Annotated in this window: 15 protein-coding genes, 2 tRNA genes and 3 rRNA genes; 5 read left to right on the top strand and 15 right to left on the bottom strand. The window is 42.2% G+C overall.

Annotated features, from left to right (window positions below; translation table 11 throughout):
* Positions 1 to 17 precede the first annotated feature (17 nt).
* The 11 genes from ABID99_RS21290 to ABID99_RS21340 all read right to left on the bottom strand — a co-directional run bounded on the left by ABID99_RS21290 (position 18) and on the right by ABID99_RS21340 (position 12537).
* Positions 18 to 1208: a DNA cytosine methyltransferase gene (locus tag ABID99_RS21290; RefSeq protein WP_373615051.1), complete on the bottom strand. Its 1191-nt coding sequence runs from the start codon at positions 1206 to 1208 to the stop codon at positions 18 to 20.
* 62 nt (positions 1209 to 1270) lie between these two features.
* Positions 1271 to 2275 carry an O-methyltransferase gene (locus ABID99_RS21295; protein ID WP_373615052.1) on the bottom strand — a complete coding sequence of 335 codons (1005 nt, stop codon included), beginning with the start codon at positions 2273 to 2275 and terminating at the stop codon, positions 1271 to 1273.
* 6 nt (positions 2276 to 2281) lie between these two features.
* Positions 2282 to 3646, bottom strand: coding sequence for an ATP-binding protein (locus tag ABID99_RS21300; RefSeq protein WP_373615053.1), 1365 nt, complete (start codon positions 3644 to 3646; stop codon positions 2282 to 2284).
* A 424-nt stretch (positions 3647 to 4070) separates the two neighbouring features.
* Positions 4071 to 4955, bottom strand: coding sequence for a hypothetical protein (locus ABID99_RS21305; protein WP_373615054.1), 885 nt, complete (start codon positions 4953 to 4955; stop codon positions 4071 to 4073).
* A 182-nt stretch (positions 4956 to 5137) separates the two neighbouring features.
* Positions 5138 to 6205, bottom strand: a complete 1068-nt coding sequence (locus ABID99_RS21310; protein WP_373615055.1) for an AAA family ATPase — start codon at positions 6203 to 6205, stop codon at positions 5138 to 5140.
* 441 nt (positions 6206 to 6646) lie between these two features.
* Positions 6647 to 6886 (bottom strand): hypothetical protein, encoded by a 240-nt coding sequence (locus ABID99_RS21315; protein WP_090535008.1) that lies wholly within the window; start codon positions 6884 to 6886, stop codon positions 6647 to 6649.
* A gap of 208 nt (positions 6887 to 7094) precedes the next feature.
* Positions 7095 to 7206, bottom strand: a 5S ribosomal RNA gene (gene rrf, locus ABID99_RS21320).
* 226 nt (positions 7207 to 7432) lie between these two features.
* Positions 7433 to 10312, bottom strand: a 23S ribosomal RNA gene (locus ABID99_RS21325).
* A 242-nt stretch (positions 10313 to 10554) separates the two neighbouring features.
* Positions 10555 to 10631: transfer RNA gene (locus ABID99_RS21330), tRNA-Ala, on the bottom strand.
* 99 nt (positions 10632 to 10730) lie between these two features.
* Positions 10731 to 10805 (bottom strand) — tRNA-Ile (locus ABID99_RS21335).
* Positions 10806 to 11016: 211 nt separating this feature from the next.
* Positions 11017 to 12537 (bottom strand): 16S ribosomal RNA (locus ABID99_RS21340).
* The 16S, 23S and 5S rRNA genes sit together here with 2 tRNA genes alongside, the layout of an rRNA operon.
* A 1366-nt stretch (positions 12538 to 13903) precedes the next feature.
* Here ABID99_RS21340 and ABID99_RS21345 point away from each other — a divergent pair.
* From ABID99_RS21345 to ABID99_RS21360, 4 genes are all read left to right on the top strand, one after another.
* A complete protein-coding gene (locus tag ABID99_RS21345; protein WP_176624999.1) occupies positions 13904 to 14830 on the top strand; it encodes an outer membrane protein assembly factor BamD in 927 nt (308 codons plus the stop codon).
* Positions 14831 to 14861: 31 nt separating this feature from the next.
* The gene (locus ABID99_RS21350; RefSeq protein ID WP_090529735.1) at positions 14862 to 15194 is read left to right on the top strand and encodes a DNA-directed RNA polymerase subunit omega; all 333 of its coding nucleotides are present in this window, start codon (positions 14862 to 14864) and stop codon (positions 15192 to 15194) included.
* A gap of 121 nt (positions 15195 to 15315) precedes the next feature.
* Positions 15316 to 16518: a bifunctional phosphopantothenoylcysteine decarboxylase/phosphopantothenate--cysteine ligase CoaBC gene (gene coaBC, locus ABID99_RS21355; protein WP_176625001.1), complete on the top strand. Its 1203-nt coding sequence runs from the start codon at positions 15316 to 15318 to the stop codon at positions 16516 to 16518.
* Entirely contained in the window at positions 16515 to 17408 is an 894-nt protein-coding gene (locus ABID99_RS21360; protein ID WP_090529741.1) for a DUF4835 family protein, read from the top strand. Before coaBC ends, ABID99_RS21360 begins: the two co-directional genes overlap by 4 nt.
* A 343-nt stretch (positions 17409 to 17751) precedes the next feature.
* Here ABID99_RS21360 and ABID99_RS21365 read toward each other — a convergent pair whose 3' ends face one another.
* Complete coding sequence (locus tag ABID99_RS21365) at positions 17752 to 18279, bottom strand: adenine phosphoribosyltransferase (RefSeq protein ID WP_373615056.1); 528 nt, start codon at positions 18277 to 18279, stop codon at positions 17752 to 17754.
* On the bottom strand, positions 18276 to 19145 hold the full coding sequence (locus tag ABID99_RS21370) for a helix-hairpin-helix domain-containing protein (RefSeq protein ID WP_373615057.1): 870 nt from the start codon (positions 19143 to 19145) through the stop codon (positions 18276 to 18278). Before ABID99_RS21370 ends, ABID99_RS21365 begins: the two co-directional genes overlap by 4 nt.
* A 77-nt stretch (positions 19146 to 19222) precedes the next feature.
* Between ABID99_RS21370 and ABID99_RS21375 the strand changes: the two genes are divergently transcribed.
* Positions 19223 to 20977, top strand: a complete 1755-nt coding sequence (locus tag ABID99_RS21375) for a lysophospholipid acyltransferase family protein (protein WP_090529750.1) — start codon at positions 19223 to 19225, stop codon at positions 20975 to 20977.
* 185 nt (positions 20978 to 21162) lie between these two features.
* On the opposite strand, the gene ABID99_RS21380 is transcribed toward ABID99_RS21375, so the two are convergent.
* Both ABID99_RS21380 and ABID99_RS21385 read right to left on the bottom strand, forming a co-directional pair.
* Positions 21163 to 22089, bottom strand: coding sequence for a hypothetical protein (locus ABID99_RS21380; protein ID WP_373615058.1), 927 nt, complete (start codon positions 22087 to 22089; stop codon positions 21163 to 21165).
* A 2-nt stretch (positions 22090 to 22091) separates the two neighbouring features.
* Positions 22092 to 22790 (bottom strand): hypothetical protein, encoded by a 699-nt coding sequence (locus tag ABID99_RS21385; RefSeq protein WP_373615059.1) that lies wholly within the window; start codon positions 22788 to 22790, stop codon positions 22092 to 22094.
* Positions 22791 to 22862 lie beyond the last annotated feature (72 nt).

Raw genomic sequence — 22862 nt, forward strand, 5'->3', positions numbered from 1 at the left:
CAAGAAGCAAAAATGGATTATGTGTTTACATTTAAAAATGCTCTAATATGGGTTGCGATAGCTTTTGACAACAATGGAGGAACAGCATTTCCAATTTGATTGTATTGAGAAAGATGATCGAGGTCTTCCTTTCCTAATTTCTTCAAAAGCTTGCTTGAAATCATCGTTCGCTTACCTTGAAAAACGTAGTTATCAGGAAATGATTGAATCCTTGCAGCTTCTCTCGATGTTAAATTTCTTGGAATCGTTGGATGGATAAAATTTGAGTAGAAGGATGCCGGTATTGTGTAAGAAATTGCTTGAGGCTTTAAATGTCTATAGTTTGATTGATAACTTATTTCTGAAATTTTCCCATTTCCATTTCTTTTACGAACTTTTAATTCTTCAGGTAATTCATCTCTATCAGTTCCCTCCTGTATAGATTTAAATCTATTGATGAGTCTTTTGGTATGTTTCATAGCAACATGATTGGATACCAATTCTGAATTTAGCCTTGCCCATTCCTGATAAGTACTTATTGAATTTTCAGTGTAAGGCATATATTCTATACCTTCTCCTGCTTCAATTTTGGGCAAATCGCTAATTGCATCCCAAACAGTAACTGCCGGTAATAAATTGTTAACATTAATGGGGGCTGTGGTGTAATGGCTTTGTGGAGGAGCCCCAATCTTTTTATTAAATAAATTCCCTACGATAAAAATACGGTTTCTCAATTGAGGAACACCGTAGTTAGCCGCGTTGAGTTGCCAGACTTCAGTATGATAACCTTTACTTCTGAAATCGGCTTGTATTATATCTAATACTTTATCGCCATTAGCATTTTTTCTATGCAGTAACCCTGTAACGTTCTCCATAACGAAGACTTTGGGTTGAATTACACTAACCCAACGGGCAAAATATCTAAATAGTGAATTTCGAGGGTCTTTTGGATCCTTTGATGGACCGGCAAGACTAAATCCTTGGCAGGGAGGTCCTCCGATGATTACATCAGGCGGAGATTTGACGATATTTAAAATTTCATTGTTAGTCTTATAAGATCTTATATCATCTTGGATCACTAAGTGGTCAGGATTGTTATGTCTTAAAGTGTCTACCGCCCATTTATCTTTTTCTAAAGACAAAAGCAAGTTAAAAGAAGCCATTGAAAACCCCAAGCCAAATCCGCCTGCTCCTGCGAATAGATCAATTACTGTATACTTTTTTACCATTTTGGAGCGCAAAGGTAAAAAATCGTGGCGTTAAAATCCAATATGCAAATTATCTACTGTAGTTATAAATTAGCTTCTGTAAAATTTGGAAAATATCTATATATTTTAGAATAATTTTTTATGTCTTCTTCAAAAAGGGGTAACTCAATAGACTTTTTATCCACTGAAGGAAGAAACATATCCAAAGCATGAACCTCTCTCAAAGTAAGATTAGGTACAACTATATTGAAACACTTATCATCAAAACTTATAAACTCAAGATTGGAAAAATTCATCTCATTTATTTTTTGCATTTGAGTTGAATTATGAATAATTCCTCCTACGGTTAGCATTTCAGCACCATCCTTATAGTGAATATTAAAAAGCTGAAGGTATGATAATTTTTCTTCCTCATCACAATCCACATTTCTTAAAAGAAGCGAAGAATCAATCATGTTATTTATAATTTCACGAATGACCTTTTTATTATTTTCCACGTTTAAGTTAAGTCCATATGCATACTGAGGAATATGTTCTTTTCCTACTCTATCTTCAAGATACTTAATTCTTAATTGTTTATTCGTTAAACCGTTATCGCCTTCTTTATTTTCATTACTATCCCTTTTATCTTGGTTTATGTTTACTGAAATTAAAACCAAGCTCCCAGGCTTTGCTTCAGAAATTACCGTTCTTATATCACCTAACATGTAGTTCATTAACGGTTGGGTGTAATCCAACCAGATGATGGATTTTTGGGTCCAATCTTTCCATGGTAATCTTGGCAGTACTTCAGATGACGCGCCGAATTTCACATCAATGCACGAATAAGGCTTATTAAAATTAATTCGATCTTCAAAGTCTGTCTCCTTCTCAATGCTTATTAGCTTTGAAATACCTAATGTTTTATGAAACAAATTAAAATCTGTAAAATAGGTAGATCCAAAGCCAATATAGATATAGTCTTTAATATTATCCAAAATCGACAGACGAGCAAAAGCTTCACAAAGCATTTTACGTTCAACACTCTTACCCGGTCGTATTGTATAATTTATTGATTCAAAATTTGGTCTGCTTATCTGTTTGCCCATAAAACCTTATTCTATTTCATTTTCAAAAAAATAATCAAAGGCTAACTCTCCAGCAACGTCTTTGTCATCTGTTTCGAAATACTTTTTTGCCTTCTGTACTATTGGGTCTGGTTTATAAAATGTTATTTTAGTCCCCTTTTTTGCTTTTGGAGCTGGTGAAATAATAGTTTCGGGATATTTATATACAGTTGGGAGACTTTGCTTGTTAGACATCACTTTAACAACTGGGACTACAGCGGCTCTTTTAACCACATTATTTAAATTCTGCTTCGATTCAGGGTTTCCTCGCTCTCTTTCCTTTTTCATGTCATCCATGATCTTTTTAACCTGCTTGCCGATAATAATCATCTGATTTCTCACATATAAAAAATCGGGAGAGTCCATATTCATGCCATTTTTAGTCGTATTCCATGGCAAGAGAGAAGAGTCATCTGCATTAAAAAATACATATCCACGAAATCGGAAATATTGATCATGATATTTCGGAAGTTCGTTGCCATTAGCTCCGGTCCAGCCAGTTTTTTCAGAAGTATCGGGTCCAAGTATTAACCTCTCGTTACAGAAAACATACCAGCCTCCCTCTTTATTAATATCATCAGATATACCCGCTAAAATCTCTGCTTGCAGAGTATTCTTAAAACTATGTTTCCAATATGCCGGTACTATACCTTTTTCTTCGTCATAGATTAATGTAATATTTTTTGAGACCAACTTTTCATTATTAATAAAAATATTTAGGCCTCTATTAATCGAGTACATATGTTCCAAAGCAATTTCATTTTTAAGATCTATCATGAATTGCTTATCATTAAATTGATCTTGAACATCTGAATTTAACTTAGATACGCTAATTAATGTCCTTGTTTTCTCGATCGGATTACTGATATGTTCTTGAAATTTGTCAAATGTAAAATCCCATTCCTCTTTCTCTCTCCATATATCTACATCTATATGCATTTCAAAGGACGACGTTAATGCATCTGAATGGATATCGACATAATTACCTAATTTAAAAAAAGCCCTTTTCATTCCAATTCCAAACTGGCCTATCGTGTGAACTCCTTGAACATAATTTTTAGGTTTGCCAAAACAAAAAGCCGATTCTTTCGCAACTTTAACTTCTAAACCACCTCCGTTGTCTGATATCGAAAAATATTTCTGACTCGCCTCAATATGAATTTCGAAGTTTGAAAGAGAACTTGGATTACCGGAATTTTTTTTAATGGCATCGACAGAGTTATCCACCAAATCGCCAATAGCGTCCCTAATAGTGATATCCTTAACGAGCATTGTTATAAAAAGCTCCTTTGTCGGATAAACTTTTATTGAAAAATCGTTTGGGGGCTGAAATGCTAAACCTTCATTTTCCATAAACTATGTGATAAGCACGTAATTATATATATAAATTAAATAAAAACAAATATTATTTTGACATTATCTATACTGGTGAATAATTACCTAATCAGTTCTATTAAGCCCTTTACTGGCCCATGAGTACAGCCTGTGCCTCGACTGCTAAGTTACCTCATCCCCAAACTTGCAATCTCTTATTCCCCCAATACCAATTCAACAATAAAAGAATCCTGTCAAATTCCGTCACATACTTGGCATATTAAGCACACGCGACGCGCGTACGCAAGCGTAGATGTCTTTTTTTTAAATTAACATGTACTATCCAACCGATAGGAGTGGGTGTTAGCATAGGCAAAATCTTGGCGGTACTGCAATTTGATATTTCATAAGTACTCATCGTTCTGTCCTAAGCTGAATACTCGCGCCGATCATATGATGATAATTAGTCCATGATTATCCGACGTATGTCAGATTCATAGTTAAATTCTTGCAAAAGAGACTTTATAGACTCGAGAATCCCAACGGGTCTATTGGAGTTTAACACAATCGAAAATTCCCCATTCGTAGGACTGGTCACACCTTCTATATATGGTAAATACATGTTACTTAATTTTGAAATCTTTTCTTTTGTTGTTTCAGAGTCCTCATCACCAGTCTTTACTGCTATACGGATAAAAGGTCGAGTAATATTATTAAAGAAAGATTTGGGGCTACGATTAGATTGCGATTCAACGATGAACCTTTCAAGTTTATCAAATCGTGAAATAATATAGCTATTAAAATCGTCTTTAATGTCAATTTTCTTAATTACTTGTTGTTCTTGAATGCTGTCATAAATTGGATTATTAATATCCGAGTCTTTCAACACTTCTCCCAAAAAGTTACACAATGTTTCTTTAGCTTTTTCAACGCCATACAAACTATCTTCGTAAAAGATACAGCGTTGATCTATCAAATCAAAAGGTAGTTTGGTGCCTTTTTCAGCCATGATAATAACCGGTTTCCTTATTGCGTGACGAACAGCAAGTTCGTACATTACATTAGGATTTAAGCCCGTCAGATTAGCTATTACTAAGTCATCCTCGTATAATCTGATTATTATTTGTTTATTTATGGAACCAGGTGTTGAAATATCGCTTGCCGCAATGGGTTGATAAGAAAATAGCTCTAATGCGGGTCGCATTACGGCATTTATTAATCCAAAGGCTTTTTGATTAATTTCCGAGTTAGGTTCTCCGATTGGGGTCACTATAAAGCATTTTTTTAATTCTGGAGATATTTCGGGTGCGTTTTTAGCAACTTCAGAATTGCTACGACTTTTGGACATATATTTGAGTTTAGATTATCAATATTAGGAAATTCCCCTTGCTCTGACAAGGTAAATTAAGCAAACCGGCTCTTCGCTGGCGCAAGCGTGTCGCGTGTGCTTCGCATACTAACTCTGAATCATCACACAACCGATAAGACACACGCTACACGCGTACGCCAGCTTAATACATACCTGGAGGTTTACAGCCGGCTATTCAGCATCCTATTCACACTTCCCACACTCATCCCGAGCCGCTCTGCTACCTGCCGCTGGCTTAAACCTTCATCGCTTAATTTTTTAGCCTCCCGGTGCATGCGTTCGCGTTCTTGCCTGGAGGCATCGCGCAGGTGGTTTTTCTCGCAGTCATGGCCTGTAAAAACAAACTTTAAAAAGCCCTGATGCCGCTCCAGTTGGGCAAGGCATATATTGTCGGCACCATAAGTTTCGGCAGTGCTGCGCTGCTTAATTTGCTTTAAATACCGCTGGCCGGGCATCAAGTGGCTTTCGCCCATGGCAAAAGCGCTGTCACAAAAATTGATGAGCATTTTACTCCCCTGCAAATCATTGCGGCTCAGCGGCAGCCGCGGGTTACGCTTAGGCGTATGGGCCAATACCAGGATACTCACGCCATGGCGGGTTTTAAGCTTTTTCAGTTCCTTCATCAGCAACAGGGCAGCCCCGGCGCTCTCGGTTCCGTTGCGCAGGCAGGTAATATTATCAATGATGAGCACCCGGGCATCGGTACGCTTAATGCCCCGCGTTAAAGCTTCAATCACATACCTGTCCAGCTTTTGATAATGCGAGCTTGCACGGTTAAACTGGTTGTATTCGCCGCGGTAAAACTCGGTGGCAAACTGGTAACGGTTTTGACCGTCTGTATAGCGTTGTTCAAACTGCTTGCCCGTAAGTTCAAAATCAATATACAACACCGGCGAGGCCTCGGCCCCAAGCGTAAAGGGAGCAATGGGTTCGCCCCGGGTAATGCTGTCGGCCAGCTGCACCGCCAGCAGGCTTTTGCCCATATTGGTATCGGCAAACAGGATGCACAGCTCGCCCTCCAGCCAGAAGTTACCAAACAGCATTTGCGGCGTTTCGTGTCCAGTTTCCATGGCCATCCACTCATTGGCCGGGTAAATATCAAACAACTCAACCACCGCATCCGGGTCGGAGATCATCACCTCTCCCTTTCGCCCAAGCTTAGCCGCCGCTTCCCGCACCTCATTTTGAATCATTTGAATAACCAGGGGTTTTTCTGCAGTATGGTCCATAATTTGTCGCGCCGTCCGGCAGCTCAAAAGCCCGAAACATCCATCGTTATTTGCCGCCAACCCGCCGGCAATCATGAAAGGCACTCAAATTTACCCACTAAAAAGCCCCCCAATGGTGACAGCATTTTGTTAGTGTTCAATTTTTAAAAACCGGGTGTTCAACGTTAAAAAACCAATTTACATAAACAACTGATTATCAAATACAATTTGTTCAAATCGTGATTTTGAACAGACTTACCAATTTATAACACACTGATTATCAGGCGTTCATTTTTACTATAAAACACCAGGTGTTTACACTTTCAAAAATTGAACAGTACAATACAAGTAAGTGCTAATGCTCCGAAACCATCATTGCCTCCCACAACCAGACACCCCAACAAACAAAAAAGGCCCGCCAAACCTGGCAGACCTTTTAAGTTCTTCTACAAAACCAATCCCTTATTCCCTGCTTTTCTTCTTAGCCGGTTCAACATATTTTTCGCCAAGGGCTTCAAGCGCGGCGATGAGTTTTTTGCGTTCTACGGCGTTGTCGGGCACGGTAGCCAGCTTCTCACGGCGGGCTTCCTCCACCTTGCGGATCTTCTCGTCAAAAGCCCTGTTGATTTTATCAAGCTCGGGCGTGGTATCCAGTTTTGCTATTTCTGCTTTAATTTGGGCTGCTAATTTTTCAAATTCCATGGGGCTATTTTTGGAAGCGCAAACATAAAAAAATCATCGTAAGTTATTATTACCACAATAAAAAGTATGTGTATTAACTTGTATTTTTTGTTGCCGCTGAAGCGCGCTATGGAAAGTACGATAGGCTTATGAAAAAGTCCTTTAAACGCAAAAAAGCCTTAGTAATTAACTAAGGCTTTTGCGATGTAGCACCATTGAAGGTGATAAAGGGTGGCACCGACCTACTCTCCCACGTTTTACCGCAGTACCATCGGCTCTGGCGGGCTTGACTTCTCTGTTCGGAATGGGAAGAGGTAGACACCGCCGATATAGGCACCTGAATTTCTTTTTATTAAGGTGAAAGCTTAAAGGTAAAAGGTTAAAGGTTTCTTACCTTTCGCCTTTATCCTTTGGCCTTTCAGCCTCATAAATGACATATTATTGAAAGAAGGAATTGAATGTAGAGAAAACAACAGCATTGTTGTTTGTTTGTGGTTGATAGTTCATGGTTCATCGCTCCATATTACTATGAACTATGATCCAATTACTATCAACCCTTTTTTCTATCTGAAGAAAGCTTCGGGCAATTAGTATTACTCGGCTATGATGTCACCACCTTTATACCTGTAACCTATCAACGTAGTAGTCTCCTACGACCCTCAATGGAAGTCTCATCTTGTGGCTAGTTTCGCACTTAGATGCTTTCAGCGCTTATCTATTCCCAACGTAGCTACTCTGCAGTACACCTGGCGGCATAACAGATTCACCAGAGGTTAGTCCAACCCGGTCCTCTCGTACTAAGGTCAGCCCCACTCAAACTTCCTGCGCCCACAACAGATAGGGACCGAACTGTCTCGCGACGTTCTGAACCCAGCTCGCGTGCCACTTTAATGAGCGAACAGCTCAACCCTTGGGACCTTCTCCAGCCCCAGGATGTGACGAGCCGACATCGAGGTGCCAAACCTCCCCGTCGATATGAGCTCTTGGGGGAGATCAGCCTGTTATCCCCAGCGTACCTTTTATCCTTTGAGCGATGGCCCTTCCATGCAGAACCACCGGATCACTATATCCGTCTTTCGACCCAGCTCGACTTGTCTGTCTCACTGTCAAGCAAGCTTATGCTATTGCACTCCGCGTACGGTTACCAAGCGTACTGAGCTTACCTTTGAAAGCCTCCGTTACCTTTTTGGAGGCGACCACCCCAGTCAAACTACCCGCCAAACAATGTTCTCCACTTTGTAGAGTTAGACACCAAATACAGAAAGGGTGGTATTTCAACGTTGACTAACCGACTCCTAGCGAAGCCGGATCACAGTCTCCCACCTATCCTACACATCCTGTATCCGATATCAATGTTAAGCTATAGTGAAGGTGCATGGGGTCTTTCCGTCCCGTTGCGGGTAACCGGCGTCTTCACCGATACCACAATTTCACCGAGCTCATGGCTGAGACAGCGCCCAGATCGTTACACCATTCGTGCAGGTCGGAACTTACCCGACAAGGAATTTCGCTACCTTAGGACCGTTATAGTTACGGCCGCCGTTTACTGGGGCTTCGATTCAATGCTTCGCCTTGCGACTAACATCCCCTCTTAACCTTCCAGCACCGGGCAGGTGTCAGGCCATATACGTCATCTTGCGATTTTGCATAGCCATGTGTTTTTGTTAAACAGTCGCCTGGGCCTTTTCACTGCGGCTGACATTGCTGCCAGCGCCCCTTCTCCCGAAGTTACAGGGCCATTTTGCCGAGTTCCTTAGCCATGATTCACTCGAGCACCTTAGGATTCTCTCCTCGACTACCTGTGTCGGTTTACGGTACGGGTTTTTATTACCTGAAGCTTAGCGGGTTTTCTTGGAAGTCTGATTACCTGAACTATCACCTTGTCCGAAGATTCGGTGTACTATCAGCTTTCAGCAAAGTCTGCGTACTTAACTACAAACTCTATACCTACAGCCTTTAACGAACTATTCCGTCAGTTCGCGTCAGTGTCACTACTCCGTCACCGCATCGCAGTAATAAAAAGTACTGGAATATTAACCAGTTGTCCATCGGCTACGCCTGTCGGCTTCACCTTAGGCCCCGACTAACCCTGATCCGATTAGCGTTGATCAGGAAACCTTAGTCTTTCGGTGGGCGGGTTTCTCTCCCGCCTTATCGTTACTTATGCCTACATTTGCTTTTCTATTCCCTCCACAGTCAGTTACCTTCCTGCTTCTCCGACAAATAGAATGCTCCCCTACCAGTCACATTACTGTGAATCCATAGCTTCGGTATACTGCTTGATGCCCGTTTATTATCCATGCCCGATCGCTCGACTAGTGAGCTGTTACGCACTCTTTAAATGAATGGCTGCTTCCAAGCCAACATCCTAGCTGTCTGTGCAATCGGACCTCGTTAGTTCAACTTAGCAATAATTTAGGGACCTTAGCTGATGGTCTGGGTTCTTTCCCTCTCGGCCATGGACCTTAGCACCCATAGCCTCACTCCAGCGTATATTATAAAGCATTCGGAGTTTATCTGGATTTGGTAGGATTTGACTCCCCCGCACCCAATTAGTAGCTCTACCTCTTTATAACTCAACCGCCAGGCTGTTCCTAAAAACATTTCGGGGAGTACGAGCTATTTCCCAGTTTGATTAGCCTTTCACCCCTACCCACAAGTCATCCGGAAACTTTTCAACGTTTATCGGTTCGGTCCTCCAGTACCTGTTACGGCACCTTCAACCTGCCCATGGGTAGATCACAAGGTTTCGCGTCTACCTCCCCTGACTATACGCCCTTTTCAGACTCGCTTTCGCTTCGGATCCGTGTCTTAAACACTTAACCTTGCCAGGGAAGAGTAACTCGTAGGCTCATTATGCAAAAGGCACGCCGTCACCCGTTACCAGGCTCCGACCGCTTGTAAGTACACGGTTTCAGGTTCTATTTCACTCCCCTGTTCGGGGTTCTTTTCACCTTTCCCTCACGGTACTGGTTCACTATCGGTCTCTCAGGAGTATTTAGCCTTACCGGATGGTGCCGGCAAATTCCCACAAGGCGTCTCCGACCTCGCGGTACTCAGGATACCACTATCCTATTATCTATTACCCGTACGCAGCTCTCATGCTCTATGGCAGGGTTTCCCACCCCCTTCCGGTTCTATTTAATATTCATGTTGTGGTCCTACAACCCCTGCTATGCCGTAACATAACAGGTTTGGGCTTCTTCCATTTCGCTCGCCACTACTCTGGAAATCACTATTGTTTTCTCTTCCTCTGCTTACTTAGATGTTTCAGTTCGGCAGGTTAGCGCATTTATGCAGTTATTCTTCAAATAACTAGGTTTCCCCATTCGGAAATCTGCGGATCAATTCATATTTGCTAATCCCCGCAGCTTATCGCAGCTTATCACGTCCTTCTTCGCCTCTGAGAGCCAAGGCATCCCCCGTGTACCCTTTCTTACTTTCTTCTACTCTTGCGCCTTTTGCGCCGCAAGGTATGTCTTTATTTTAGTCCGTCGTTCGACAGAGTCAAGAGTTCAGGAGTCAGGAAGCAAGATTACTCTTGTTTCTTTATTCTTGTAATCTTGGTTCTCAATCAAACAACTTCCTATCTGTTGTTTTCTCTTGTTTTCAATTACTTCTTCCAATATGTCAAAGAACGTTAGTTTTCATCTGTAGCGTAACCTATATTATAGTTACTGTAGAATACTTGGTGGAGAATAACGGATTCGAACCGTTGACCCCCTGCGTGCAAGGCAGGTGCTCTAGCCAGCTGAGCTAATCCCCCGAAGGATAAATTAATTAGTGATTTGGTGATTTATTGAATTAGTGATTGCTTTTCAATTCACTAACTCACTAATTCCTTAACTCGCTAATTGCCTTGTTGTAGTCCCGAGCAGATTTGAACTGCTGACCCCTACATTATCAGTGTAGTGCTCTAACCAAGCTGAGCTACAGGACTATTTGTTTTTAGTTGCAGTTATCAGTTGCAGTTTGCAGGACTTTTCTGCCTACTGCTGCTGCCACTGCTTACTGCCACTTGTCCTGTGCTTACTTTCGTTTACACATTCCACAGATGGCTTCATCTTCTGGGTTTCCTTTTGTCTTTTTTTTGTGTTTTAAGAAATATCATGTAGGTAACAGTTCCGAATTACTCAGAGATACTGCTCCAGAAAGGAGGTATTCCAGCCACACCTTCCGGTACGGCTACCTTGTTACGACTTAGCCCCAGTTACCGACTTTACCCTAGGACGCTCCTTGCGGTTACGCACTTCAGGCACTTCCAGCTTCCATGGCTTGACGGGCGGTGTGTACAAGGCCCGGGAACGTATTCACCGCGTCATTGCTGATACGCGATTACTAGCGAATCCAACTTCACGGGGTCGAGTTGCAGACCCCGATCCGAACTGTGAATGGCTTTATGAGATTGGCATCCTGTTGCCAGGTAGCTGCCCTCTGTACCATCCATTGTAGCACGTGTGTAGCCCCGGACGTAAGGGCCATGATGACTTGACGTCGTCCCCTCCTTCCTCTCTATTTGCATAGGCAGTCTGTTTAGAGTCCCCACCTTAAATGCTGGCAACTAAACATAGGGGTTGCGCTCGTTGCGGGACTTAACCCAACACCTCACGGCACGAGCTGACGACAGCCATGCAGCACCTAGTTTCGTGTTCCGAAGAACTGTGACGTCTCTGTCACATTCACTAACTTTCAAGCCCGGGTAAGGTTCCTCGCGTATCATCGAATTAAACCACATGCTCCTCCGCTTGTGCGGGCCCCCGTCAATTCCTTTGAGTTTCACCCTTGCGGGCGTACTCCCCAGGTGGAACACTTAACGCTTTCGCTTAGACGCTGACCGTATATCGCCAACATCGAGTGTTCATCGTTTAGGGCGTGGACTACCAGGGTATCTAATCCTGTTTGATCCCCACGCTTTCGTGCCTCAGCGTCAATCATACTTTAGTAAGCTGCCTTCGCAATTGGTGTTCTGTGACATATCTATGCATTTCACCGCTACTTGTCACATTCCGCCTACCTCAAGTACATTCAAGCTCTTCAGTATCAAGGGCACTGCGATAGTTGAGCTACCGTCTTTCACCCCTGACTTAAAAAGCCGCCTACGCACCCTTTAAACCCAATAAATCCGGATAACGCTTGGATCCTCCGTATTACCGCGGCTGCTGGCACGGAGTTAGCCGATCCTTATTCTCAAGGTACATTCAACCCGGTTCACGAACCGGGGTTTATTCCCCTGCAAAAGCAGTTTACAACCCGTAGGGCCGTCTTCCTGCACGCGGCATGGCTGGTTCAGACTTCCGTCCATTGACCAATATTCCTTACTGCTGCCTCCCGTAGGAGTCTGGTCCGTGTCTCAGTACCAGTGTGGGGGGTCATCCTCTCAGATCCCCTAAACATCGTCGCCTTGGTATGCCGTTACCACACCAACTAGCTAATGTTGCGCATGCCCATCTTGATCCTATAAATATTTGATTATAATACGATGCCATATCATAATGTTATGCGGTCTTAATCTCTCTTTCGAGAGGCTATCCCCCTGATCAAGGTAGGTTACATACGTGTTACGCACCCGTGCGCCACTCTCATTAGGAGCAAGCTCCCAAATCCCGTCCGACTTGCATGTATTAGGCCTGCCGCTAGCGTTCATCCTGAGCCAGGATCAAACTCTCCATTGTAAAATGTTTTGTTTAACCACTGACCCTATTATTAATTAATAGAATCTGTATTATATATCTTTATACAGTCTCTCTTCTTTTTGTAACTCTTCAGCTTTGTTTAACCTTGGTTAGACTTCGCCTCCCGTTACGCTACATGATTTCCATTTCTTAAAAGAACTTGCTCGCTTCATCATCCGAATCAGCTATTATGTCGTCGCAATTCGCATTGCTTAACTTGTCAGTTTGTTTCCCCGAAAATCGCTTCCGGCTCTTTTGTTTTACTCATTAACCATCGTTAACTTTCTCCCTTCTTTTATTGACTGAACTCGCTCAGCCTCAACTTCTTTCGCTCTCTCAAGCACCCTTCCGTTTGGGTCTGCAAAGGTAGAAAACCTTTTCTTATTTCCAAAACTTTTTTTTATTTATTTTTAAAGTTTCAGACCCGCTTCTCTCTCTTCTTCTCCTCGTTTGCGGGCTGCAAAGGTGTGGATTTTTTTTCATTCCCACAAAAAGATTTTAATCTTTTTTTTCCTTTACTTTTCTATCCTTTTAATGTACTAACCCGCTAACTCACTTCCTCGTTTGCGGGCTGCAAAGGTAGCCACTTTTACGCCTTCTCCAAATTATTTCTACCTATTTCCCTTAATGTTTCCTTAACATACTATACATCAGGCAAAAAAGTTTATACAAGCCTCGAAAACCAGCGTTAGGAATAGCAGCGGGTACCGGCCAACGAGCGTAATGCCTGCAGGCGTATGAGCGAATAGCCCGGCCGAAGGCAACGCCCTCATTCAGCTTGCTGTTTTGAGCACCGCAGTTAACACTTACAAAAATCAGGACTCATCAACATCGGGACTATAGATAACTTATCCATTTGCAACTCTACTATATACTTAGGAAGACAACCGCCGGAAACTCCCCCAACAATGACTTGCATACCTCCGGCACACTAAAGATTATTTTATCAATTCGATATCTACAAACCTTTTGTACCTCTGGCGTAACTTATCAATTCATAACATATGCCTTCAATTCCACTATTGTTAAACTGCCACCCAAGGCTATTAACTTAAGAGACTGCGAGGTCTCAACCTGCACTCAAAAAATTAACATTAAGCTATGCATAGTTATTCTACAAATCAAATGTTCATACTATAATTCTCCTCCTTAAAACCCTCAGGTTAATGAAACCCCAAAAAAACATATACACGATATAAGAAACGGACATTTTAATCGTATTAATCCAGGAAGCTTACCCTTCCAACCCGACAATAGTTAAAAGATGTTAAATACACTATATATATAGATACCGAGCCAAAGCCTCGTTATATATTAGCGGCTAAATAAAAATTGATTGATTTATATTATTAACTATCTTTGCAGAATGTTTAAAAAGCAACTAACGTTATTAGCCAGTGTTTTAGCTATCGTAATTATTACGCTTGGCAGTTGTAAAAGCAAATACGAAAAGTTAAAAGCCAGTAACGATTACGCTAAAAAATACCAGGAAGCTATTAAGTACTATAATAAAAAGGACTATAACAAAGCTTTAGGTTTATTTGAGGTATTGGTGGAGCGATACCGTGGCCGTGAAGGGGCAGAAGACCTCTTTTATTACTACGCGTTTACGTATTACAAACAAAAAGATTATACATCGGCAAGATATCATTTTAAAACGTTCGCCGATACCTATCCTTCAAGCCCAAGGGCTGAGGAATGCCGCTTTTTCTCTGCTTATTGCTACTACCTTGATTCGCCGATATATTCGCTTGACCAGGACAATACGTTAAAAGCTATCGACGCTTTGCAGTTGTTTATTAACCTTTATCCCAAAAGCGACCGTGTAGCCGAGGCCAGCAAGCTGATCCAGAACCTGCGTGACAAACTGGAAACCAAAGCTTATGCCAACGCCAAACTTTATTTAACCATCAGCGATTATCAATCGGCAGTGATTGCGTTCAACAATGCACTGCGCGACTATCCTGATACCAAATATGGCGAAGAAATGGAATACCTTATTGTTAAAGCGCAATATCAGTATGCTTACCATAGCTTTGAAACCAAACAGGAAGACCGTTTTAACCAGGCCATAGCTTATGCCGACCAGTTTGCAGAAAAATATCCGAATAGTAAATACCTGCACGAAACTCAGGCATATATAAAAGACAGCCAGCAGGGCATAAAACAGGCGCAGCGTTTAATTGCCGAAGCAATGAGCAATGAAAAAACCGCAAAGAAACTTTTAAAGAAAGATACCGTAACAACAACATCGCCATCTGAAAAAAATCAGCCGCAAAAAATACCATATTAATTAAGATATATTAAAGAGTTTAAATTAAGATATGACAGCTAACAACAGTAATAAACCAGCAGCAGCCAGCAGCACTGTAACCCGCGATTTACGCGAGCTGGATACCAAAACAGAGAACATCTATGAGTCGCTTGTGATTATGTCAAAAAGGGCAAACCAGATCTCGAACAACATTAAAGAAGAGCTTCACCAGAAACTTTCTGAATTTGCATCATCAAATGATAACCTTGAAGAAGTGTTTGAAAACCGTGAGCAAATTGAAATTTCAAAATACTACGAAAAATTACCTAAACCGTCATTAGTTGCCGTTCAGGAATTTTTAGATGGTAAAGTATACTACCGTAACCCAACTAAAGAAGTTTAGTCTCCCGGCTCCTAAAAAAGCAGCTTCGGAAATTTATTTATATCGTGAAAAACTCCCCTATCGGGAGTTTTTTCTATTTTAGCCTATATTTATCCTTTCGCCTATTGGCGGATCTGAGCTTATGCTTAAAGACAAAAACATTGTTTTAGGAGTTTGCGGCAGTATTGCAGCCTACAAATCGGCACTGCTGGTTAGGCTGCTGGTTAAAGCCGGCGCTAACGTTAAAGTGGTGATGACTGCCGATGCCGCCAACTTTATTACACCGCTTACACTCTCAACGCTTTCAAAAAACCCGGCGCTGGTTGATTATTTTAAGGCTGATACCGGCGAATGGAACAACCATGTTGAACTTGGGCTTTGGGCTGATATGATGGTTATTGCCCCCGCCACGGCCAACACCATTGCTAAAATGGCTAACGGCCTTTGCGATAACCTGCTTAGCGCGGTATATCTTTCGGCAAAATGCCCGGTTTATTTTGCTCCGGCTATGGACCTGGATATGTGGCTGCACCAGGCTACCCGCCAAAACGTAAGCAGGCTGCAATCATTTGATAACATCATGATTCCGCCCGGTAACGGCGAACTTGCCAGCGGTTTGCATGGTGAAGGCCGGATGGCCGAACCTGAAGAAATTGTTGATTTCCTGGAAGCGGAATCAAAAAAAAAACTCCCTTTAGCCGGTCATAAAATACTGGTAACCGCCGGGCCTACTTACGAGGCTATAGACCCTGTACGGTTTATCGGCAACCATTCGTCGGGCAAAATGGGGTTTGCTATCGCAGATGAACTGGCTTTGATGGGGGCCGAAGTTACTTTAGTGACCGGTCCTACTGCGCAAATCAGCAAGCAGCAAAATATAAAACGGGTTAATGTTATTTCGGCGGCACAAATGTTAGAGGCCTGCTTAACCGCTTATGGCGATGCGAAGGCTTGCATTATGAGCGCTGCCGTTGCCGATTATACCCCGGCTGATGTTGCCACTCAAAAGATCAAGAAAAGAGACGACGATCTCCGCATAGAATTGAAGAAAACCACTGACATATTAAAAACTCTTGGCGAGGCTAAGCGCGAAGGACAAATATTGGTTGGTTTTGCTTTGGAAACCAACGATGAGGAAATGAACGCGATAACCAAGCTGCAAAAGAAAAATCTCGACTTTATTGTACTAAATTCGCTCAATGACGCGGGTGCCGGTTTTGCAGGCGATACCAATAAAATAACCATTATTGATCGTGAGCTTAAGAAAACTACTTTCGACCTGAAAAGCAAGGAAGCGGTAGCCCGCGATATTTGCAATAGAGTTGCCCAACTGATAAACGGATGAAAAAATTGCTGCTTTGTACTTTGCTGATGTTTCTTTGCTGCCGAACTGTAGCCCAGGACCTGAATGCACGTATACAAGTGTTATCGCCCAAGATACAGGTTGCGAATAAGCGCGTTTTTCAAACGTTGGAAACTGCCATGAAGGATTTCCTGAACGGCCGCAAATGGAGTGCTGATCCAATTTTGCCGCAGGAGAGAATAGATTGCAATTTTGTGCTGAACATTACCAACTGGGATGGCAGCAGTAATTTTACCGGCGAACTGCAGGTACAATCATCCCGGCCGGTTTATGGCACATCATACACCTCCACCCTGTTAAATCTTAATGATAAAGATATTAGCTTTAGTTATACCGAGGGTCAGACCATTGACTATACCGATCAAAATTTTCAGGGAAATTTAAGTTCGATCATGGCTTTTTACGCCAACATTATTATCGGCCTTGATTATGACACGTTTTCAAAGTTTGGAGGCACGCCATATTTTTTAGCTGCACAGACCATCGTAACCAATGCGCAAACATCATCATACGGTGGCTGGAAAGCCTTTGATGGCAATGTAAACCGTTACTGGTTATCCGAAAACCTGAATAATAAACTATATAATCCGCTGCGCAGCTTTTTGTATGATTATCACCGCAACGGCCTCGATCTGATGGCCGATAATGTGAGCAAAGGTCGCAAAGCTATTGATGCCCTGCTACCTTTACTACAGCAAATAGACCGGCAACGTGTGGGCGCGATGCTTCCGCTTATATTTTACACAGCAAAAAGTGATGAACTGGTTTCCATTTATAGCAAGGCCGATAACCAGGAACGGTTAACCGCCATGAACCTATTTTTAAAGCTCGACCCTGCGAATGGGAATAAATATCAAACGTTGCAGAAATAATCCTTACTGTTAGTTTGAAAACAAATAAAGAAGTTGAGGAACGGCAAAGTAATCCCTACTTACAAGAGCAGGCTTTTTAGTTTGGCTTATTGATAATTACAATTTGTAAGTCACTGATTATTGAGCGTGTTATTTCGATTGACTTTATAACATGGGCGTTGCCTGCGGCCCGGGCTTTCCGTTGCAAGTCCTCCCGTTCCCATTGCAAAAGCCTCCGCGCACTGCGGGCTTTTCACTGCAATCTAACGCGCCCCCGCACAGGCCCGCAACTGTAAGCAGGACAATCGTTGTCCATGCCCTCCGACAAAGAATCAACAAAATGGATACCCCATTTTGTTACGGCTTAATAATCCGCCAGCACTATCAGCTTATCACAAATAGGCGTAATCCTTTCTTTACCAGTCAAAAAACCAAGCCCCACTACAAAGGAAAAACCGGAAACTATACCGCCCATTTCCTTGATAAGCTCGCTGGCCGCAGTTACTGTACCACCGGTAGCCAGCAAATCGTCATGAAGTAATATATGTTGACCGGGTTCAAAGGCATCGGTATGCAGCTCGATGGTGGCGGTGCCGTACTCCAGCTTATAAGCTTTTTGTTTTATAGTGAAAGGCAGCTTACCTGCTTTGCGCACGGGTACAAACGGCACCCCTAATTTGGTTGCAAGCGTAAGCCCAAACAGGAAGCCCCTGCTTTCGATACCGGCCACCGCATCAATCCGGGTTCCCTGCAATTGTTCAACAAAAGCATCGATGATGCTTTCGCATAATCCGGGGTCTTTCAGTATGGGCGTGATATCTTTAAAAACAATTCCCGGTTTCGGGAAATCGGGAATATCCCTTATGGCTGCTTTAATTTGCTGGGCTATCATTTGAAAACTAAATAAGGCCCAATTTTACGCAAAATTCCGTCATTAAGTATTGCAATATTTTTCAGGTCGTTCAGGGCACTATAGTTACCGTGCTCATCGCGATAAGCTACAATAGCATCCATTTGTTTGTAACTGAGATAGGGAAAGCGCTTAAGCTCATTAAAAGTAGCTGTGTTAATATTCACTTTAATAACATGCCTACCATCAACAGCAATATCAGCCTTGATCTGGTTATACTTTTGTTCGTCGATGCCATAAACCTCTTTTAACTGTTCCTTATTATAAAAGCCGCCAACCCGTTCGCGATAATGTACGATACGCCGGGCAAATGCAGGGCCAATCCCATGGATCATGGTAAGCCTCGCCGAGTCGGCGGTATTAATTTCTATTGCTTCTCCCGGTTTAACTTTTTTTGTGTGATAAGCAGCCCCATCGGGCAGGTTAATATACGGTTCAAGGATTTTATATTCTGCCGGGCTAACGCTGTACATTTTCTGCACATCGCCTTTGGTATAAAATCGTCCGCCGTTTTGCTCGTAATGTTTAATTACCTCTGCCTGATGTTCAGTAAGGCCAAGCTTTATCCAACCTGCAAGAGGTAAGTTATTGGGATTAAATTGAAAGAGTGTAGCAGAACGGACATTGCGATTACCCGCAAAAACTTCATCCTTTGCCGGGATATCGCCCGTTTTATCGGAATCGGTTACCGCTTTATCAAAAGCCTTAAAATTTATTATATTATCTTTGTGGTTTGCCTGAAACAAATAAGGGGTCAGCAAAACCATTGCAATTAAAATAATCAACACTACCATTCCGTTCCACTCTTTTTTTGTGACAGACAGGTAGTTTTTAATTTGCGGCCTCATTTATGATATGTTCCAGGCGTTAAATTAAATAAAAATTTAGGATATTTATTTGTTAAAACATACTGCTATAAAAAACAATGAAAGTTATAACCACCGAAGAGTTTGCCAAAGCCACCAAACTGGATAAGTTGAAAATGCCGGGCCTGGCCGCTTTATTGATGGAGCTAATGAAAATAAACCAGGTTAATGACCTGTTTGCCCAGGCACAGCCCAAGCAAGGCCCCGACTTTGTTGATGCCATATTAGAAGGTTGTGGTATTGATGTTGAGTTTGATGAGCGTGAGCTCCGTAACATACCTAAAGACGGAGCCTTTATAGCTATTGCCAATCACCCTTACGGAGGTATTGAGGGTATGGTGTTATTAAAAGTTCTGTGCATGGCCCGCCCCGATTCAAAGCTGATGGCCAACTTCCTGCTTAAAAAAATCCCCAACCTTGCCGACTATTTTATAGCGGTAAACCCTTTTGAAAATGTTGAACATTCATCAAGCATAAGCGGCCTAAAAAACACCCTTGAGCTGTTAAACCAGGGCACCCCGATAGGTATTTTCCCGGCCGGCGAGGTATCAACCTTTAAGGTAGAACAAAAACAGGTGACCGACCGTATGTGGCACCCGGTTGTAGGTAAGATCATTGCCAAAGCCAAAGTCCCGGTGGTGCCTATTTATTTCCACGGCAATAATGGCCTGTTATTTAACTTTCTTAGCTTGCTGCACCCTACCCTGCGTACGGCAAAATTACCGTCAGAGTTATTTAACAAACATGGGCATACTATTAAGCTGCGCATTGGGAAACCCATTAATGTGACCGATATCCCCGACTATACCAACAGTGCCAAACTGCTCAACTTTTTACGCGCCCGTACCTATGCTTTAGGCACAGGTTTGGAAGAGGAAAAAAAGATCTTCAACCCGCGAAACCTGTTTAAAATTAAACGCGAAGCCGAAGAGGTTTCTCCTGAAATAGATAGCGCCATTCTTGAGAAAGAAATTGAACCGCTGCGCGAAACCTATAAAGTTTGGACTGAGAAGAACTACGAGGTGTTCATCGTTCCGACGTCAACCATCCCTAATGTGATACGGGAAATAGGCAGGCTACGCGAGATCACTTTCCGCGAGGTTGGTGAAGGTACAAACAAAGCTATCGACCTTGATGAATATGATATTTATTATCATCACCTGTTCATCTGGGATTTTGAAGCCAAACGGATTGTAGGCGCTTACCGCATTGGTTTGGGCGACGAGATATTTTACAGCGTAGGCAAAAAGGGCTTTTACGTAAATGAGCTGTTTAAACTTAAAACCCAGTTTATACCAGTGTTACGACGCAGCCTTGAACTGGGCCGCTCATGGATCCGCAAAGAATACCAGACTAAACCGCTTCCGCTGTTTTTACTTTGGAAAGGCATCCTTAAATTCCTGATAGATAACCCCAGGTATCGCTACCTGATAGGCCCGGTAAGTATCAGTAACTCCTTTTCTAAGTTTTCCAAATCGCTTATTGTCGATTATATTAACCGCAACCACTTTGACCATGAAATGGCGCAGTATGTTAAACCACGCAAAAAATTCAAGGTTGATTTTGCCAAAATTGATACCGACCTGCTTATGGCCGGTGAAGACAGCTTTAAAGGTCTCGACAACCTGATATCGGAAGTAGAAACCCGCAATATGAAAGTACCTGTACTGCTCCGTCAATACATTGCCCTTAACGCTAAGATCATCAGCTTCAACATCGACCCTAAATTTGCCGACTGCCTTGACGGTTTCCTGGTACTCGATCTTGAAAAAGTACCGCAGGATATACTGGATAAGCTTGGTAAAAACTTGTAGTAGCCAAATTTACATCAAACCTATTAATGCCGTTTCAGATTTTGCAGCGGCATTTTTTGTGTTCCAGTGGTAATGCGAGTTATCTGAGGCAACCAAACTGCCATCCCAGTTTACTGTTTACAGGCTAAAGATGTCTTCAGGTAACGAAAAACGAGGGCGCAAAAATAATCCGCATCCTCGTTTCTTTATTTCCAATCGAGATACTGTACCCCATCGTAATCAGCAAGGATTTTATTGTTATCAGGTACGTCATCTTTCAGATAAGTAGCCACTATTTGATGCTTATCCTGATCGTTATCAATACCCCAAAGCAGATACTGCACCTTACTATTATAAACAGGTGTACTATACCGTGAGCTGGTAGCGCCGATTTTTACAGTAGGATAAGCACTTAGTCCATCAAACAAATAAACTTTGTCCAGATCATCAGTTCCGGAATGAAGCTCTCTGAAACCAAGCATCATATCATTACCGTTGGCGGCGAAATTGATATATGCCATCGGGAAATCGTTATTATCGTCTTTAAATATCTTCATTGTACCGCCGTTGGCGGGCTTAATCACAACTTCATATTGGTCAAGCGCCGAAAAGTTGTACTTTTTCAATATATAAGCAAAATCACCTTTATCAGAAATCGCTGCCGATATAAAATCATAGTATCCACCCTCGTAGGTTATGGAAGGCACCTTTAAAGCCGGGCCATAAAAAACTATATCTTCGCCATTTACTATGTATAATGTTTTATCATCTACACTCCAATCAAAATTTCGCACGTCCTTATAATTCGTCAGTGCAGTTATAACCTTACCTGTCCGGTCGATTATTTCTATTACACTACCGCTGCTTAAGTATGCGAATTTAGTATGATCATGTGAGCTTTTTACAAATTTTTTGCCCCCGCCCGAATTTGTTATGCGCAGCGCCTTACCCGGAAAATCAGCTACAAAATAAACTTCATTATTGTATATAAACGCAACGTTTTGCACCGCGGGGTGCCTCACGCTGTCTATTTGCTTGGCTTGGTCTACAGTAATGTAGGGATAAGGACCTTTTTGGCAGCTGTTAACTGCATACATTGCAAAAAAAACCAGTATATAATATATTTTTTTCATACTTAAAACTTAAAGATTATGCCCGAACCAATTGTGAATGATGAATAAATCGTGCCCACCCTATCATTCCATCTTTTTTTTCCGGTAGTGGCAAATACGTTATAGGCCCCCTGCAAATTCAATTGAAGATCATCGCTGAGATCAATTGCAAGGCCCAGCTTTGGAGCGATATAGATCTCCTGCTCGCCGTCTATTACCGTTGTGGCGTCGCGCAAAGCATCAACCGAATGCAAGCTGAATTTTGTTATGTACAAACCAAAGTTAAAGCCTCCAAAACATTTAAAACCTTCGGCTACTTCAATATTATAGGCTCCCCCAATGTACCCAATGTAACTCCTGAAATCAGAATAAGTGATCGTTCCATAATCGTTATCCCCAACAGCATAATAAAAAACATCCTGCTTAGGCTTGTAGATGCGGTAACCAATACCAGCGGTGATGGTGAAATCATCTTCAAATTTGTAATAGTTTAAACCATAATTAATTGCCGGTTTATAAGTGTACTGCAAATTACCAACCGGGGCATCATAGGCTATATTAACACCGATGCCACTTGTCGGATCATCATAGTTATCCCTAAAAAAACGCTGTGCTTTTGCATCGCCGCAGCTAATTAACAAAAAAATAAAAGACATGAATACACCGCGACATACCGCCGCGGTAATAGGAAGCCGGGAATCCCCGCTAAGAATAATATACATTACGTTGTGATAAAGTTTGGTGCAAAGAAACAACATTTGCAACTAATTGCATTGCCGCAAATGAATATAACA

Origin of the sequence: Mucilaginibacter sp. OAE612 (assembly GCF_041806395.1) — a bacterium.
In the GTDB taxonomy this organism is placed as follows: domain Bacteria; phylum Bacteroidota; class Bacteroidia; order Sphingobacteriales; family Sphingobacteriaceae; genus Mucilaginibacter; species Mucilaginibacter rubeus.

Coding starts and splice junctions, on each gene's coding strand:
- ABID99_RS21370 (WP_373615057.1), bottom strand. CDS start 19,145: ATGAGGCCGCAAATTAAAAACTACCTGTCTGTCACAAAAAAAGAGTGG.
- ABID99_RS21305 (WP_373615054.1), bottom strand. CDS start 4,955: ATGTCCAAAAGTCGTAGCAATTCTGAAGTTGCTAAAAACGCACCCGAA.
- ABID99_RS21290 (WP_373615051.1), bottom strand. CDS start 1,208: ATGGTAAAAAAGTATACAGTAATTGATCTATTCGCAGGAGCAGGCGGA.
- ABID99_RS21375 (WP_090529750.1), top strand. CDS start 19,223: ATGAAAGTTATAACCACCGAAGAGTTTGCCAAAGCCACCAAACTGGAT.
- ABID99_RS21345 (WP_176624999.1), top strand. CDS start 13,904: ATGTTTAAAAAGCAACTAACGTTATTAGCCAGTGTTTTAGCTATCGTA.
- ABID99_RS21385 (WP_373615059.1), bottom strand. CDS start 22,790: ATGTATATTATTCTTAGCGGGGATTCCCGGCTTCCTATTACCGCGGCG.
- ABID99_RS21315 (WP_090535008.1), bottom strand. CDS start 6,886: ATGGAATTTGAAAAATTAGCAGCCCAAATTAAAGCAGAAATAGCAAAA.
- ABID99_RS21295 (WP_373615052.1), bottom strand. CDS start 2,275: ATGGGCAAACAGATAAGCAGACCAAATTTTGAATCAATAAATTATACA.
- ABID99_RS21300 (WP_373615053.1), bottom strand. CDS start 3,646: ATGGAAAATGAAGGTTTAGCATTTCAGCCCCCAAACGATTTTTCAATA.
- ABID99_RS21360 (WP_090529741.1), top strand. CDS start 16,515: ATGAAAAAATTGCTGCTTTGTACTTTGCTGATGTTTCTTTGCTGCCGA.
- ABID99_RS21310 (WP_373615055.1), bottom strand. CDS start 6,205: ATGGACCATACTGCAGAAAAACCCCTGGTTATTCAAATGATTCAAAAT.
- ABID99_RS21350 (WP_090529735.1), top strand. CDS start 14,862: ATGACAGCTAACAACAGTAATAAACCAGCAGCAGCCAGCAGCACTGTA.
- ABID99_RS21380 (WP_373615058.1), bottom strand. CDS start 22,089: ATGAAAAAAATATATTATATACTGGTTTTTTTTGCAATGTATGCAGTT.
- ABID99_RS21365 (WP_373615056.1), bottom strand. CDS start 18,279: ATGATAGCCCAGCAAATTAAAGCAGCCATAAGGGATATTCCCGATTTC.
- coaBC (WP_176625001.1), top strand. CDS start 15,316: ATGCTTAAAGACAAAAACATTGTTTTAGGAGTTTGCGGCAGTATTGCA.